Genomic DNA, 14,891 nt, shown 5'->3' on the forward strand with positions numbered 1-14,891 from the left:
ACATCAGGGGCCCGTTAGGGGAACGTAAGAGGCAAGGAAAGACAAATGATCCCAACTCAAACACCAGTGTTCTTGGACTGCGATACGGGAATCGATGATGCGCTGGCATTGGCCCTCTGTCTTGCCAACCCCAGCCTGAAGCTCGTCGGCGTTGGGTGCGTTTCTGGGAATACTGATGCCGAACAGGCAACGCGAAACACGCTTGATCTTCTTGCTTTAGCGGGACGATCGGGGATACCAGTCGCGACTGGTGCACACGACTTCCTTACCCACCCTTATGACGGGGGAGTGCCCCATATCCATGGGGAAAATGGCGTTGGCAACGTCGAACTTCCCGCGTCGACCCAAGCCGCTGATACGAGGAGTGCGGCCGAGCTTCTGATCGATCTCGCGAGCGAGTATACGGGTAGCCTCGTTGTTATTGCTGTCGGACCGCTGACGAACCTTGCGCACGCGATTGAATTGGAGCCGGCGTTGCCACAGCTCGTGAAAGAGCTTGTCATCATGGGTGGCGCACTACGCGTGCCCGGAAATGTTTCGCCTGTCGCAGAGGCCAATATCGCGAACGATCCCGAAGCGGCGCAGCGGGTCTTTGATGCCAAATGGCCGATTACCTTGGTTCCTCTTGATGTGACGATGCAATACCCGATGTTCGAAGAACATCGACGAGCGCTACTGGAACACTCGCACCCCTTCGTCAGCGCGCTCGGCGAGATCCTCAACCTGTACTTCGACTTCTACACGGACGTCTTCGGTCGGCGTTCATGCGCGCTCCACGATCCGATGACAGTGGCGCTCGCCAGCAGAATGTCGAGTGCCAAGCGGAGCGAACAGATGCGAGTCAGCGTCGATACCACCGATGGTGAAGGACGAGGCCAAACAATCGAACGCCTCGACCCGTCGGGCAACGTCCGCGCCGTATTCGAACTTGAAGACGAGCTTGCAGGGCGCTTGGTTCAACAGCTGGTGAGGTTTTACTGAGTGCCCGCCTTGAGGATGCTGGTTTCACGGTGGTGCCGTTTGGGCAAGGCTTCAAAGACATGTCCCCACCGTCGAAGGAACTCATGAAACTTGCCTTAGAGGGCAAGCTAACCCATGGCGGGCACCCAGTGCTGGCTTGGATGGTCGATAACATTCATGTGCGTACTGACCCAGCAGGAAACATCAAACCCGACAAACAAAAATCCGCCGAGAAGATCGATGGAGTCGTCGCTACCATCATGGCCTTAAATCGGGCAATAAGATGCGGCAACACCCCAGAGGCGAGCTCAGTTTATGATTTGCGGGGACTTTTGGTGCTATGAGGTGGCCAGGGAAGGATGCGGTTAACGCGGGTGGCATAGCGGGTGTATTCGTCACCGAATTTGTTTTCTAGCCAGCGCTCTTCGGTGTGTTTCATCAAGACGCTCAGGCCTACCCAATAAATCACTGGTAGGGCTAGCAGCCACCAGTTTGCTTGCACGAGCAAGAGACCGCAGTTCAACAGCAAAAAGGCTGCGTAAACGGGGTGGCGCACCCATGCGTAAATCCCACTGGTCATGAGCTTGCCGGTCTTGACACTTTGGACCATGTGAGAGCCAAAGACCGCCGCACACCACACAATTACGGCCTCCGCAATCACGAGCAGGCCTGCTGCAATCATGAGTATTCGTATCCACGCGTTAGCGATAGCGCCGTTTGATGCGAGACCTAAATAGCTGAGAATGCTCGCCGTGACCGTGAGCGCGAAAATAGCCGATACATAGATAGGCCCTACCCCTAGCACGGGAAGATGCGAAGTGCCGGCCGTGTTCATAGAGATATTTTCGCATATCCAGGAAGGAACTTATATGGGTCTAAAAACTGGCTACGTCCCAAAGCGTGCGAAGCTAAAAACCACCATATAACGCCGTTCTATTCGTTTCTATTTGGGCCGACATCTGCTGGGCGTCTGGTGACAGAACGTTTCGCGATGCAGATGACTGCTGTCTATGGCTACGTACGGATCTTGGCTGAGGCGATAGCCGGGCTACTGGAGTGGCCTAAGGATTAGGTCCACGTGGTTTAAGCGTTGACCGTGTTTTCTTGTCTCCATTGTTCCGCATATTGTCGTGGGCTGAGGTAGCCCAGCGAGGAATGCGGATGGAAGTCTTTGTAACGTCGTGACCGCAGATTTACGAGCGGGCGAGCGTGTTCCAGGTTCTCGATACTGTTGTCCTCTAACAGCTCGTCTCTCATCCGGTTGTGGAACGATTCAACGAACCCGTTATGCCATGGCTGACCGGGCGGGATAAACGCTTGGAATGTCCCATCCTCGGTTGCCCACTCTTGCAGTGCGTGAGAGATGAATTCGGGGCCGTTATCCATCCGGATCACCCTGGGACGTCCACCATGCTCGAGGCAGGCAAGGTCGAGCAGTTCAATCACCGAAGCAGCATCAAGCTTCCTAGCAACTATGAAAGCGACGTGTTCGCGGGTTTCAGACACTCCCAGATTATCCCGCAGACGATCCTCAACAAGCCTGACATCCCGCTCCCCAAAAACTTTTATATAGTTCCTTGGCATGCGAAATCCTCTCACAAAAACCTCGGAACAAAACCCGGGATGCTTCAACGCCGAATCCTTGCTGTGCGGGGGAGGGGGAACCTTGTGAGATACTAAAATATGACTATCGCTGAATGGATTGTGCTCGCGGTTCTCGTGCTAGTTGGATTTGCCATTTGGTGGCATTTCTCTCTGCGAAGGAGAATTGACAAGAGAATGCATGAAGCTCCGCCCGAAGAGCGTGAAGCTTTGATGAAAGTTCAACGAGATATTGATCGTGGCAAGGCGGCGCGCCAGGGATTCTTCTTCTAGGTACCGTAGACTGCGACTCGTCTACAAGGAATGTCTGATGACTGGGCTTGGCCAGGATCGCGCTAACCAGAGACCTGTGGCAGCCAAATTAGTTGATCCGTCTGTGTGAGTATTCGGTAGTCACGATAGGGCGCCCAACGCATGAACTTTGGGTTCGGACACGAGAGTTCTTCTCGGAGGTCTCTTGATACCCTAGTCTGCACTCTGTGGGGCTACTCGTTCGAGAACGAGATCCGGGTCAACGCCGGACGCACTCACTTCGATGAGTCTTTCACCACCCTCTCAGCACAATTGAATCGAGTAGTTCTTAGTGAGTGCTGGGATCTGTGAGGATCTGAGCCGTCGCCAATCCTGATTCCCTCAACTCCCGTGATTTGTTGAGCTTACGAACAATTTGTTCGGGCGTGTGCTTACTGAACTTTTTCACCATTGCTCCATTCTCCCCACCTAGTGGCGGGACATCAATGGACAACACTCAAGTCACCTGGACCCAAAAACCAAGGACACTCCACTACCACTGCACGTATACCGTTACAAGGACGGTGGCGACAAGGAAAAGCCCTCGAACACCCCTTATACCGGCTGTTGCATGATGAAACTAACCCCGAGATGACGAGCTTCGGGTTTCGAGAAACGGCAACAAGATCGCCGTGTTGGAGGAGGGCATGAAGTACTCGCCCGTGGAGGCAAGCGTTGCTACGAAGACTGAGCCTCACTCGATCCCCAATAGGTAGTGCAGAGTTGCCAGCGGTGACTCCGCACTACCTATAGCTGCGGCAACTGAGGTTGTTTGCGTTCCACAACGCCAAACCGTCCCGCACCTACGCCAACACAACTACGCCATACCAGCACGCAACTGACCGGTCTTTGGATCCACACCGAAACCCCAGCGCCCAGAACCAGCCTGCCCATTCCCAGGAACGCGCAACATCCCCTGCTGTTCAGCCTCAGCGACCAGCGTCCCATTACGCGTAAACACCTGATAACGAACCAACGTACGCGACGAATTCACATTTGAACACGTCCCATCGAACAACAACCATTCATTAATATCCACATCGCGGTGGAACCACATCGCATGATCCAACGACGCAGCCGACATGCCAGGAGTCATCCAAGACAACCCCAACGCACGCATCGCAGGCTCCAACATCACCTGATCAATCACATACGCCAACAAAGCGCGATGAACATGCTGGCTCGCCTCAGCAGGCACCTCGGCACGAGGCTTCATCCATAACTGCTGGCGACTGGCCAACGACTCATCCGACTTCGTATACAGCGACTGCTGAACATGGCGCACATCAAATGCCGTTGTTTTCCCCAAAAAACGCCCAACCGGATGATCCATCGCCCGAAAAATCTCCAAAGCGCTCGAAAGCTCTTCCGGCGGTGTCACGGCAGGGGAGTCAGACGTGAAAGCCAAGCCAGCCTCGTTCTTTTCGTACGACGCCTGCAACGCCAGAATCTCTTTCTCACCCTGGCGACACACAACCCGACGCGAAGAAAACGAACGCCCATCGCGAAGACGTTGAACCTCAAGCTCAAACGGTATTGACGGGTCGCCACCACGCATGAAATACGTGTGGAATGAATGAGGAAGACGCCCCTCATCCATCGTCGCAGCGGCAGCAACCAACGCCTGCGCCACAACCTGGCCACCATAAACACGCCTCACCTGAGGCAACGAATGGCCAACAAAACGATCGTGACCAGACTCCTCCAAAGCCAAAATCCTTAATACAGAAGCAACAGGCTCAGTAGAAATCAGCGGAACATCAATGGGATGAGTCATGTATCTATTTTCACCTGAAACTTCGCGCACGCCACCGCACAATCCACCTACCCTAGGCGCAGAAAGCCGCCTACTGTCAACACTAGACAACGTAGAAAAGCTGCAAAAAACAGCCAAAAAACACTAGCCTGACCGTGTTTAGTGATTGCGATCATACGTTTAAAGGGCTACCATGTGATGCGGATCGCAACAGGACTATGCCTTGGAAGGAAGGAGCGGGATGGAATCGGCTCTCGCGTTGGTTGACGCCCTCGGTGGATCTTCCAACATCATCGACATCGAACCGTGCTCCCTCCGCATCCGAGTCGAAGTAGGCAACCAAGCAAACGTCAACGAAGACGCACTCCGCATGCCGTTCGTCCTAGCAGTCGTCCGATCCGGTAACATCGTCCAAATCATCGCAGGCACAGAATCTGACGACATCGCAGAAAAAATGGCAACTGTTGTCAAAAGGGACACTGCCAACGAAGCGTAACTAGAGTCGCGTCCACTTTGCCGGCCAACGGTTCCCAAGGGCAAGACTGACGCATAGACTTGGCTGTACGCCCGCAACCAAAGGAGTCACACGTGGACTGGAGTGCGCCAGCAGCGTCCGATATTGACACGCTACGAGCCCTCGCCGACAAAAACGGTGTCGCAACCTTCTTCTGGGACTGGTACGGACAACAAAAATTCGTTTCAGCTGACTCTCTGCTCGCTGTCCTCAAAGCACTCGGCGTCAACGTTGACGCCGACTCAACGGTCGGAGATATCCACCACGCGCTGACGGAAACAGAAGACCGATTCTGGCTTGCCACACTGCCACCAACGATCGTGGCACGCCAAGGACAACACCGTGATTTCCCCGTCCACGTCCCCCACGGCAACTGGGTGCACGTCACCTGGATCAGCGAAGACGGAACATCCGGCGACTGCACGCAACTCGACCGCTACATCGCCCCGCGCCAAATCGGTGACGCGCTGATCGGCCGCGCAACTTTCGAAACACCCGACCACCTGGCACCGGGCTGGCACCGGATCGTCGCAACGCTTGAAGGCGGAGAAGTCCACTCCGCAACCTTGCTTGTAGCGCCCAACCACATTGACAATGGCCCGCTCGCTGACGCCAAGCGACGCTGGGGCGTATCTGCACAGCTGTACTCAACGCGTTCGGCACGCTCGTGGGGATTGGGTGACGCTGAAGACCTTGCCGATCTCGCGTCAGTATGCGCCGACAGGGGAGCAGACTTCCTGCTCATCAACCCCATCCATGCGTCCAGCCCGATCACGCCGATGGAAAACTCACCGTACCTACCGGTTTCGCGCCGTTGGCTGAACCCCATCTACATCCGCCCCGAAGCAATCGACGAATTCGCCGACGCATCACCTGACGTTCGTCGATCCATCGAAGAACTCCGCCTAGCCACGAACGCTACCGATACCGCGGATGCGCTGGTCGACCGAGATCGCACGTGGGAAACCAAACGTAAAGCTCTCGAACTGATCTACCAGATTCCACGCTCGTACCACCGAACCTCGCAATTCACCCACTTCGTCGAAGAAGGTGGACGCGATCTGGCGAACTTCGCACTCTGGAGTGCCCTGGCAGAAGCAAACGAATCCTGCATCCTGCCCGACGAGATCGCATCCTCAACATCACCGTCCGCTGACCGTGCCCGCCTTGAACTGGCAGACCGCATCGAATTCTGGGAATGGTGCCAGTGGATCGTCTCCCAGCAGATGCAAGACGCGCAACGCGTCGCAACCGACGTCGGTATGGACATCGGCATCATGGCTGACCTTGCCGTCGGTGTTCACTCACACGGATCCGAAACCTGGTCCAACCGCCACGTGTTCGCCCAAGGTATGACTGTTGGTGCTCCGCCAGACATGTACTCCCAGCAGGGACAGGACTGGTCGGAACCGCCATGGTCGCCACGAGCCCTGGCACAGGCCGGCTACAAGCCGATCCGCGACATGGTCCGCGCAGCCCTCGCCAACGCGGGAGCCATCCGTATCGACCACATCCTCGGCCTCTTTCGCCTCTGGTGGATCCCAGCGGGCATGGGTGCCGGAAACGGCACCTACGTGTACTACGATCACGAGGCCATGGTCGGAACCGTGCTCCTAGAAGCGCAACGCGCCGGAGCAGTTGTCATTGGTGAAGACCTCGGAACCGTTGAACCGTGGGTCCGCGACTACCTGAGTTCGCGAGGCATCCTAGGGACCTCGATCCTCTGGTTCGAGAAGGATGGTGGCGGATGGCCACTTCACCCCGGCTCGTATCGCACCGCGTGCCTTGCCGCAGTGAACACGCACGACCTGCCACCGACTGCCGGATACTTGGCTGGTGTGCAGACCACTTTGCGTGACGAGCTTGGTCTGCTGGTCGAGGATGTCGAATCCGTGCGAGCCGCTGATCGTCTTGAACGTGAACAGGTGTTGGCTCGACTTCGTGAATACGGGTTGCTTGAATCCGCATCCCCGTCAGAGCGTGAGATCGTTGAAGCCTTGCATGCGTATGTTGCGCAGACCTCATCTCAGCTGGTCGTGGCATCGTTGGTGGATGCGGTGGGGGACAGGCGTCCGCAGAATCTTCCCGGCACTGACAAGGAATATCCGAACTGGCGTGTTCCGCTCTGTGATGCTGACGGTGTTGAGGTTTACATTGACGACCTTCCGGCCAATGAGCGTTTGAACTCCCTGTTCACCGTTCTTACGGCATCGGTGCGCGCTCGAAAGTAGGGGACTGGTTGGGTTTTCGCTGGCTGGTTTTGAGAGAGTGACCGGTTTGCGTGCACGGGCTACACCTGATGCGACGGTTTAGTGTCTGAGGGCGTGGTTGTGTCGCGTGAGGTGTAGGTGGTGCCACCGGAAAAGTGCTAGAGCTCCCAGCAGTCGGCGATTGCAATCCCGGCTCGAACGAAAGTCCCCGGCTTGACCAGCAATTTCATGGACACATCGGGGCGCAGAGCGATGACGGGAACAATCACGGCAAGGCCAGCACGGCGCGCAATGCTACGGTCCCACGTGATTAAAGGTGAGCCGGCTTTCACCGCATCGCCCTTAGAAGCGTGGACGGTGAACCCTTCACCCTTCAAGTTCACTGTATCGATACCAAGGTGAACCAAGATTCCTGTGCCCGACCGATGCTTGATCGCAAAAGCGTGCGGGTGAAGCGAATGAACTGTCCCCGAAATTGGAGCGTTCGCGATAGAGAGCGAGTCAGCACTCGCGCCAGCATCGCTCGTGCTCGCACCCACGTCAGCAACATCAATGGTTGCACCCGCGCCTTCGCTCTCGGGCACAATAGCGAAACCAGGCCCAATAATCTCTTGAGAAAACACAGGATCCGGCACGGCGGAAAGAGCTTCGACCGTGCCGGAAAGTGGTGCGTAGATCGTGAACGTCATGGAAGTAGATGCGTGATCTTCAACGAATGAGGTGCGCGGTCACCGCGTGGTGCGGGTTCGCGCCAAAGAAGGAACGAACTGTGCGCAGTGAACCGCAATCATTGTTGCGATGATGCCAGCTTCGATAATCGCGTGGGTCACTTGAGCTTTTCGATTTCCTCGACGATGGTTTCGGTTTCGGGGCCCATGACGACCTGCACCGAGTTTGCGACGGTGACAACACCGAATGCGCCCGCGTCAGAGAGGGCTTTTTCGTCGATCTTGTCTTCATCCGTGACCTCTGCGCGGATACGAGTGATGCACGCTTCGATCGTCTTAATGTTGTCCCAGCCACCGAGGGCTGAAAGGATGTCTGCTGCCTGACTCATGTGGGCCTCCTCAAAACACCGCAAATAGGGCATATGTCACATTTAGTTTAGTTTAGCGTGCTTTGGATGAATGTGCCCTGTTCATCGCGCATTAAGTGGGGAAAATGCTCACGTGGTGAGCGCGGCTTCGTCCCTTGGGTGAGATGCAGAAAGGACGAGGTCGCGACCACTAGATCAGCGCCAACTTTTCGAAGGCGCGGGCCAAACCGTCTTCTTCCAAGGTGGCGGTTTCGAACGTTGCGGCTGCGACGATTACGGGGTCGGCTCCGCCCATTGCGACTGACCTTCCAGCCACCTGCAGTGCTTCAAGGTCATTCATGGAATCGCCGATGGCGATGGTGTGAGCGATGTCGAAACCAAGATGGCGAGCAGCCAGCTGAATGCCAGTGCCCTTCGAGATTCCCTTTGGAGTCACCTCAAAAACCAGAGTGTTACCTGCGGGAATAGAGCCGGGGATGACGTCCATCGAGTCGGGGATAAGGGAGCGAACCTGCTGGTAGGTCGTGTTACCTGCTGGGATGTACGCCGTGCACTTCGCTGATGACTTCGGAAGACCCTCGCCAAGATAGGGGGCGATGGACTCGGCGTAGGGAGCCCAATCCTGGGGCTTCATTCCGGCGGTTTCAAGGAACATCTCCATGAATCCCTCGGAGGGGTGCATGGCGTCCGACCCCTGCCAGATCCACATTCCGTCAAGCTGACGCCACACATCGGTGATCGGTTCGATCAGCGCGGGGTCAACGCGTTCGTCCAGCAGGACTTCCTGGCCGACGCGCACGTAGCTTCCCGCTCCCGCAACGCACCCTGAAAAACCGAAATCCCACAGGTAGGGGTAGATTTCCGGGATCGAACGACCCGTGCACATGAACAGGGTGTGGCCGCCTTCGACGGCTTGCTCGCACGCTTGACGGGCGGATTCGGGGACCGTTTGGTCTTTGCCGATCAGGGTTCCGTCAAGGTCAAGGAAGATTAACTGGGCTGAAGAGGAAGCAGACGTCATGGTCCTTAGGATATCCGGTCGCTCAGACGCGATGCTCGAACGACCGTGTGAAGTAAGAGTGCAGGAGGGCTAGGAAGCTAGACCAACGCGACCACGCTTGGCATGCAAGCGCGCGATGGTCACAATCAGGCGCTGTAACGGAACATCAATTCCGGCAGCGTCAGCTTTCGCCACAAGAGCTCCGTTCAGGTACTCCAGTTCTGACAGTTTTCCTGCAATCAGGTCGCGTTGCATCGACGAGGTCGAGGCTTCCGGGTAGCTATCCAGCTCGCCGACGATCTTTTCGCAGTCCTCGTTGGTCAAATCAACGCCGCTGGCGCGCGCGACCGACTGGACCTCTTTCACGGACTTTGTCCAGAGAGCGTGGGTTTCGTCGAAGGAGCGTATTTCGCCGACGGTCGCGTTTGCCAGAACGTTCACGCCACCCATGGTGCAGATGACCGCGTACTTGTACCAGAGGTCGTGTGCGATCGTGGGGGACATGTGCGCATCAACGCCGTTGGCAAGCAGTGCGTCCTTGAATTCTTCGAGGATCGGGTACGTTCCGTCCAAGCCAATTGGTGCACTGCCGATGAGCATCTTTGGTCGGGCGCCGATCTGACGGACCTCGCCCGGGCCGTCGATGAAGGCAACGATGAAGGTGACGCACGGTAGTGCGTGCTCTGCTCCGAAGCGTTTTGCCACCATGTCGGGCGCAACGACACCGTTCTGGAAGGTCAGGACCAGCGTGTCCGGGCCGATCATCTGCTGGCAGTTTTCCAGCGGTTCTTCGAAGTGAGTGAGCTTGACGGTGATCATCACCAGGTCGCAGACGCCTACGCCCGTGCCGTCGGTGGTCACCGATGCGGGGTGGTAGGTGCGCGAACTGGATTCGGTGTGCACGATCAAGCCCCTGTCGCTGATTGCTGCGACGTGACGGGGAGTGGTGACGATATGAACCTCGGCGCCCGCATCCATGAGAGCACCTGCGTGGTAGCCGCCCACGCCGCCGGAACCAATAATTGCGATCTTCATGCTTCGATAGTGGCACGTTTGCGGGTGCGCGTCACCGGTTTGCGAAAAATTCTCAACTGTTAACACTCGGCAATGGTGATTTATGTACGAGGCCACGCATCTCTTCCCAGGCACCTGCGTCTGATAGGGGGCGCGATATGCGTAACGCTTCAACGACTATGCTTAATGCATACCCGCCTGACATCGATCAAGGAAAGCTCATGTCCGCCCAGCCGTTGCTGTCTGTCATCGTTCCCTCGTACAACTCGCAGGACTATCTGGATCGGGCGCTTGCGACCCTCGTTGACTACAACGATGAAGTGGAAGTATTGATCGTCAACGACGGCTCAAAAGACAACACCGGTGCGCTTGCTGATCGGTGGGCTTCAAAGTATCCGACCTGCGTGCGGGCTATCCACCAGGAAAATAAAGGCCATGGTGGCGCAGTCAATGCCGGTTTGAAAGTTGCCACGGGCACACACGTTCGCGTCGTCGATTCTGACGACTGGGTTGATCGCGCGGCAATGAACAAGGTGCTTGACGTTCTTCGTGAAGAACGTGCGAACGGGCGTGAACTGGATCTTCTGGTCACTAACTACGTCTACGAAAAGCAGGGCAAAGCGCACAAGCTGATTGTCCGCTACCGCAACGTCCTGCCACAGGGACGCACAATTGGCTGGGAAGACGTTCGTAAGTGCCGTTACACGCAGTACCTGATGATGCACTCGCTGACCATGCGCACCGAACTTGTCCGTCAGTCCGGTCTGGTCATGCCCGAGCACACGTTTTACGTTGACTTCATTTACTCCCACACGCCGTTCCCGCTGATTCGCACGATCCGCTACCTTGACGTCGACCTGTACCGCTACTTCATTGGTCGCGACGACCAGTCGGTCAACGAGCCCGTGATGATTTCGCGCTTGGATCAACTGATGCGCGTCAATCGTGAGATGGTGAAGGCTATTCCGGACCCGGACACGGTTCCGGCCAACCTCTATAACTACATGATCCACTACCTGCGCATTAACTGCGTGGTCTGCACAATCATGGCTGTTCTGTCGGGAACTGACGAGCACCTGGCGATGAAAGACCAGCTGTGGAAGGACCTTGAAGACGTAAATCCCGTCGCGGCCAAACGTGTTGAGTCCGATCTTCTGGGGCGAGCGATTCGCATGAAGAATGAATGGGTTCTGCGAAAAGGCTATGGGATTGTCCGAGCGCTCATTGGCTTTAACTGACCGGGCTTGCCCGTTCTGGTCGTTCTTTGTGCTCTGACAACGTGCTGTTGGCCGGAAGACTGCGTTCTTGCCACTAAACTGGGGGGAATCTGCATTGTGGGCGTGCGCGGTTGACACACGTGCTCTTGCCTGTGTGAAAGGACCGGTTGTATGGATCTTGTCGTTGTTGGCTCCGGATTCTTCGGACTCACGCTTGCGCGTCAGGCAGCCGAACTTCGCGGTATGAACGTGACTGTCGTCGAACGCCGTGAGCACATCGGTGGCAACGCATGGTCATCAGTTGATCCTGAAACTGGTGTTGAAGTGCACCGATACGGGACGCACCTGTTTCACACGTCAAATGAACGCGTCTGGGATTACGTCAATCGCTTTACGGCGTTCAACGATTACCAGCATCGCGTCTACACAAACCATCAGGGCGTTGTTTACCCGATGCCGATCAACCTAGGGACGATCAATCAGTTCTTCAATGCGGCCTACGGGCCAGACGCTGCTCGAGCGCTTGTGGAAGAGCAGGCGTCAGAGCTCGGTGGTAAAACTCCTGAGAATCTGGAAGAAAAGGCGATCAGCCTGATCGGTCGCCCGCTCTATGAGGCGTTTATTAGGGGATACACCGCGAAGCAGTGGCAGATGGATCCGAAGGATCTGGATCCTGCAATCATTTCGCGTCTTCCCGTTCGTTTTACCTACGACAACCACTATTTCCGCGACACCTACGAGGGGCTTCCCGTCGACGGCTACGGAGCATGGCTGACCCGGCTGGCTGATCATCCACGCATCACAGTGAAGACAAACACCGATTTCTTCGATGATTCACACGAATTCTCCAAAGAGCGCACGGTTGGTCAAACCGGTGTTGTGTACACGGGTGCAATTGATCGCTACTTCAATTACCAGGCAGGCGAGCTGAAGTGGCGAACCCTTGATTTTGAGACCGAAGTCGTCAATACCGCTGACTACCAGGGGTGTTCGGTGATGAATTACGCCGATGAAACCGTTGCCTACACGCGCATCCACGAGTTTGCTCACCTGCATCCTGAACGTGACCGGACGGGTGCGACGAACACAGTGATTATGCGCGAGTTCTCGCGCTTCGCCACTATTGATGACGAGCCGTACTACCCGGTTTCAGCGCCGACCGACAGGCAGACTCTGGCTACCTACCGCGAGCTTGCGACGCAGGAGGACAAGGTTCTGTTTGGCGGGCGACTTGGCTCGTATCAGTACCTCGATATGCATATGGCGATTGCGTCGGCTTTGACCCGTTTTGATGAGGTTGTTTCGCGCTGGTAAGGCGTGTACGCCAAGTCCGACTTCAGCCCTGAGGCGAAGGCGACGAAGATCCTGTCAAACGTTTAAGCGACCAATGTGCGCCTAGGTGTCTATCTGGTGGACATTTTGCCGGCACTTTATGCGTGGCCGTTACATTGAATGGAAATCCTGTCTATAGGGAGTACCCATGTCAACTCAAACACCTACGGCCGAGCAGCCGGAACGCAAGGATACCTGGACCGGTCAGACCGGCTTCCTCCTTGCCGCGATCGGCTCCGCAATCGGTCTGGGAAATATCTGGCGTTTCCCCGGTGTCGCCTACGCAAATGGCGGTGGCGCCTTCCTTGTTCCTTACCTTGTCGCGCTGATCGCAGTCGGTATTCCGATGCTGTGGCTCGACTACTCGCTTGGCCACAAGTTCCGTGGTTCACCGCCGTGGGCGCTGCGTCGCTTGAAAGCCGGTGGCGAGTTTATCGGCTGGTTCCAGGTTCTGGTTTGCTTCGTGATTATGGTGTACTACGGTGCCGTGATCGCATGGGGCGTTCAGTACATGATCTACTCGGTGAACCAATCGTGGGGCGATGATCCTCAGGGGTTCTTCCTGAATGACTTCCTGCAGACCGTTGATGGTGAAACCTTCTCATGGAGCCCCGTTGCAGCCATCATGATCCCGCTGGCACTCGTGTGGATGTTCGTCCTTCTGATCATCGGCCGTGGCCTGTCCAAGGGCGTTGAAGCAGCAAACAAGGTCTTCCTTCCGTTGCTGGTTGTCCTGTTCCTGGTCATGGTTTTTCGCGCAATCTTCCTCAATGGCGCGATCGATGGTCTGAACGCATTCTTCACTCCGCAGTGGGGACAGTTGTCCGACCCGCACGTGTGGCTCGCAGCCTTCTCACAGGTCTTCTACTCGCTGTCCGTGGGCTTCGGCATCATGTTGACGTATGCGTCCTACCTGAAGCCGAAGACGAACCTGACCGGCACCGCTCTGGTCGCAGGTTTCGCGAACTCCTCGTTCGAAATCCTCGCCGGTATCGGCGTCTTCTCTGCTCTTGGTTTCATGGCAGCATCGCAGGGTGTGGGCGTGAATGAACTGGAAGGCCTGACTGGCCCGATCTTGTCCTTCGTGACCTTCCCGCAGATCGTTTCGATGATGCCCGGTGGTTCGTTGTTCGGCGTCTTGTTCTTCGCTTCCTTGGTGCTTGCCGGTATTACCTCGCTACTGTCGCTCCTTCAGGTTGTATCCGGCGGTCTGCAGGATAAGTTCGGTTTCTCGCCGGTTAAGGCCTCCATGGTCCTCGGCGTTCCCGCAATGATTATCTCCCTGTCTCTGTTCGGTACCCGCTCGGGTCTGAACAACCTGGATATCGTCGATACCTTCATCAACAACATCGGCGTCGTGTCGACCGCTGTTTCGATGGCAATCTTGGTAGCGCTCTTCGCTCCGCGTTTGAAGGGCCTGCGCACACATCTGAACTCAGTGTCCAGCGTCAAGGTGCCGAAGGCTTGGGAAGCGCTGGTCGGCGTCATTATCCCCGCAGTGCTGATCTTCATGCTCTTCTCTGCGATCGTCGGCTACATCCAGGAAGGCTACGGTGGCTACAAGACCAGCTTCGTCCTGATCTTTGGTTGGGGCTCGGTTGCGTTCGCGATCATCGTGTCTGTAATCCTGACGCTTTTGCCCTGGAGTCATCACAGCGTCGATGCAGCTACGGTTGCTCACCTTGTTGAAGAAGACGAAGACGCTTTGGTTAATGCGACCGTTTCCGGCGCCGAAACCGCTGAGGTAACCCGTGAAGGAGGTGCATCGTGAGCGCAGCTGCAACCGTCATGTTCCTTGTGACGATCCTTCTTGTGTGGGGTGGCCTTGTTGCCTCCGTCGTGCTTCTCCGCACCCTTTCAGTTCCCGGGGACGAGGCCGAGGCTCCAGCTCAGTCGCTAGACCCGAAGGGCTCGACAACAAGCGAATGATGAAGCCGTGGAAGTGCCTTGCGTGGCGTT

The 14,891-nt window shown here is 56.3% G+C and carries 14 protein-coding genes and 1 pseudogene; 8 read left to right on the top strand and 7 right to left on the bottom strand.

Annotated elements, in window-relative coordinates:
• The first annotated feature begins 45 nt into the window (after positions 1–45).
• Both AC5RE1_RS00345 and AC5RE1_RS00350 read left to right on the top strand, forming a co-directional pair.
• A complete protein-coding gene (locus AC5RE1_RS00345; RefSeq protein ID WP_006681222.1) occupies positions 46–981 on the top strand; it encodes a nucleoside hydrolase in 936 nt (311 codons plus the stop codon).
• Positions 981–1,304: pseudogene (locus AC5RE1_RS00350) on the top strand (terminase TerL endonuclease subunit); the annotation flags it as partial. The gene AC5RE1_RS00345 and the pseudogene AC5RE1_RS00350, both read left to right, overlap by 1 nt.
• On the opposite strand, the gene AC5RE1_RS00355 reads toward AC5RE1_RS00350, so the two are convergent.
• The 3 genes from AC5RE1_RS00355 to AC5RE1_RS00365 all read right to left on the bottom strand — a co-directional run bounded on the left by AC5RE1_RS00355 (position 1,274) and on the right by AC5RE1_RS00365 (position 4,630).
• Entirely contained in the window at positions 1,274–1,795 is a 522-nt protein-coding gene (locus AC5RE1_RS00355) for a methyltransferase family protein (protein ID WP_006681220.1), read from the bottom strand. The pseudogene AC5RE1_RS00350 and the gene AC5RE1_RS00355 sit on opposite strands and share 31 nt — an antisense overlap.
• Positions 1,796–2,043: 248 nt before the next feature.
• Positions 2,044–2,544: an integrase core domain-containing protein gene (locus tag AC5RE1_RS00360; protein ID WP_006681219.1), complete on the bottom strand. Its 501-nt coding sequence runs from the start codon at positions 2,542–2,544 to the stop codon at positions 2,044–2,046.
• Between the two features lie 1,126 nt (positions 2,545–3,670).
• Positions 3,671–4,630 (bottom strand): acyl-CoA thioesterase, encoded by a 960-nt coding sequence (locus AC5RE1_RS00365; protein WP_040318560.1) that lies wholly within the window; start codon positions 4,628–4,630, stop codon positions 3,671–3,673.
• Between the two features lie 220 nt (positions 4,631–4,850).
• Between AC5RE1_RS00365 and AC5RE1_RS00370 the strand changes: the two genes are divergently transcribed.
• Both AC5RE1_RS00370 and malQ read left to right on the top strand, forming a co-directional pair.
• Positions 4,851–5,105, top strand: a complete 255-nt coding sequence (locus AC5RE1_RS00370; protein WP_006681216.1) for a PTS sugar transporter subunit IIB — start codon at positions 4,851–4,853, stop codon at positions 5,103–5,105.
• 92 nt (positions 5,106–5,197) lie between these two features.
• Positions 5,198–7,354: a 4-alpha-glucanotransferase gene (gene malQ / locus AC5RE1_RS00375; protein ID WP_006681215.1), complete on the top strand. Its 2,157-nt coding sequence runs from the start codon at positions 5,198–5,200 to the stop codon at positions 7,352–7,354.
• A 137-nt stretch (positions 7,355–7,491) separates the two neighbouring features.
• On the opposite strand, the gene AC5RE1_RS00380 is transcribed toward malQ, so the two are convergent.
• The 4 genes from AC5RE1_RS00380 to AC5RE1_RS00395 all read right to left on the bottom strand — a co-directional run bounded on the left by AC5RE1_RS00380 (position 7,492) and on the right by AC5RE1_RS00395 (position 10,404).
• Entirely contained in the window at positions 7,492–8,022 is a 531-nt protein-coding gene (locus tag AC5RE1_RS00380) for a PTS sugar transporter subunit IIA (protein ID WP_285067305.1), read from the bottom strand.
• A 137-nt stretch (positions 8,023–8,159) separates the two neighbouring features.
• Complete coding sequence (locus AC5RE1_RS00385; RefSeq protein WP_006681213.1) at positions 8,160–8,390, bottom strand: PTS sugar transporter subunit IIB; 231 nt, start codon at positions 8,388–8,390, stop codon at positions 8,160–8,162.
• A gap of 169 nt (positions 8,391–8,559) precedes the next feature.
• Positions 8,560–9,390: an HAD family hydrolase gene (locus AC5RE1_RS00390; protein WP_006681212.1), complete on the bottom strand. Its 831-nt coding sequence runs from the start codon at positions 9,388–9,390 to the stop codon at positions 8,560–8,562.
• Positions 9,391–9,459: 69 nt separating this feature from the next.
• Positions 9,460–10,404, bottom strand: coding sequence for a ketopantoate reductase family protein (locus tag AC5RE1_RS00395; protein ID WP_006681211.1), 945 nt, complete (start codon positions 10,402–10,404; stop codon positions 9,460–9,462).
• Positions 10,405–10,604: 200 nt separating this feature from the next.
• Here AC5RE1_RS00395 and AC5RE1_RS00400 point away from each other — a divergent pair, with 200 nt between their 5' ends.
• From AC5RE1_RS00400 to AC5RE1_RS00415, 4 genes are all read left to right on the top strand, one after another.
• Positions 10,605–11,621 carry a glycosyltransferase gene (locus tag AC5RE1_RS00400; protein ID WP_285067311.1) on the top strand — a complete coding sequence of 339 codons (1,017 nt, stop codon included), beginning with the start codon at positions 10,605–10,607 and terminating at the stop codon, positions 11,619–11,621.
• Between the two features lie 150 nt (positions 11,622–11,771).
• The gene (glf, locus tag AC5RE1_RS00405; protein WP_006681209.1) at positions 11,772–12,914 is read left to right on the top strand and encodes a UDP-galactopyranose mutase; all 1,143 of its coding nucleotides are present in this window, start codon (positions 11,772–11,774) and stop codon (positions 12,912–12,914) included.
• Positions 12,915–13,080: 166 nt separating this feature from the next.
• A complete protein-coding gene (locus AC5RE1_RS00410; RefSeq protein WP_006681208.1) occupies positions 13,081–14,703 on the top strand; it encodes a sodium-dependent transporter in 1,623 nt (540 codons plus the stop codon).
• On the top strand, positions 14,700–14,861 hold the full coding sequence (locus AC5RE1_RS00415) for a MetS family NSS transporter small subunit (protein WP_006681207.1): 162 nt from the start codon (positions 14,700–14,702) through the stop codon (positions 14,859–14,861). Before AC5RE1_RS00410 ends, AC5RE1_RS00415 begins: the two co-directional genes overlap by 4 nt.
• Positions 14,862–14,891 lie beyond the last annotated feature (30 nt).

The sequence above is a fragment of the Actinotignum sp. usb-actsch-rep-73 genome (genome assembly GCF_059082735.1).

What these genes read in the sequence shown, in the direction of transcription:
- AC5RE1_RS00380 (WP_285067305.1), bottom strand. Translation starts at nt 8,022, where the DNA reads ATGACGTTCACGATCTACGCACCACTTTCCGGCACGGTCGAAGCTCTT.
- AC5RE1_RS00400 (WP_285067311.1), top strand. Translation starts at nt 10,605, where the DNA reads ATGTCCGCCCAGCCGTTGCTGTCTGTCATCGTTCCCTCGTACAACTCG.
- AC5RE1_RS00355 (WP_006681220.1), bottom strand. Translation starts at nt 1,795, where the DNA reads ATGAACACGGCCGGCACTTCGCATCTTCCCGTGCTAGGGGTAGGGCCT.
- AC5RE1_RS00395 (WP_006681211.1), bottom strand. Translation starts at nt 10,404, where the DNA reads ATGAAGATCGCAATTATTGGTTCCGGCGGCGTGGGCGGCTACCACGCA.
- AC5RE1_RS00410 (WP_006681208.1), top strand. Translation starts at nt 13,081, where the DNA reads ATGTCAACTCAAACACCTACGGCCGAGCAGCCGGAACGCAAGGATACC.
- AC5RE1_RS00365 (WP_040318560.1), bottom strand. Translation starts at nt 4,630, where the DNA reads ATGACTCATCCCATTGATGTTCCGCTGATTTCTACTGAGCCTGTTGCT.
- AC5RE1_RS00370 (WP_006681216.1), top strand. Translation starts at nt 4,851, where the DNA reads ATGGAATCGGCTCTCGCGTTGGTTGACGCCCTCGGTGGATCTTCCAAC.
- glf (WP_006681209.1), top strand. Translation starts at nt 11,772, where the DNA reads ATGGATCTTGTCGTTGTTGGCTCCGGATTCTTCGGACTCACGCTTGCG.
- AC5RE1_RS00385 (WP_006681213.1), bottom strand. Translation starts at nt 8,390, where the DNA reads ATGAGTCAGGCAGCAGACATCCTTTCAGCCCTCGGTGGCTGGGACAAC.
- AC5RE1_RS00360 (WP_006681219.1), bottom strand. Translation starts at nt 2,544, where the DNA reads ATGCCAAGGAACTATATAAAAGTTTTTGGGGAGCGGGATGTCAGGCTT.
- AC5RE1_RS00390 (WP_006681212.1), bottom strand. Translation starts at nt 9,390, where the DNA reads ATGACGTCTGCTTCCTCTTCAGCCCAGTTAATCTTCCTTGACCTTGAC.
- AC5RE1_RS00345 (WP_006681222.1), top strand. Translation starts at nt 46, where the DNA reads ATGATCCCAACTCAAACACCAGTGTTCTTGGACTGCGATACGGGAATC.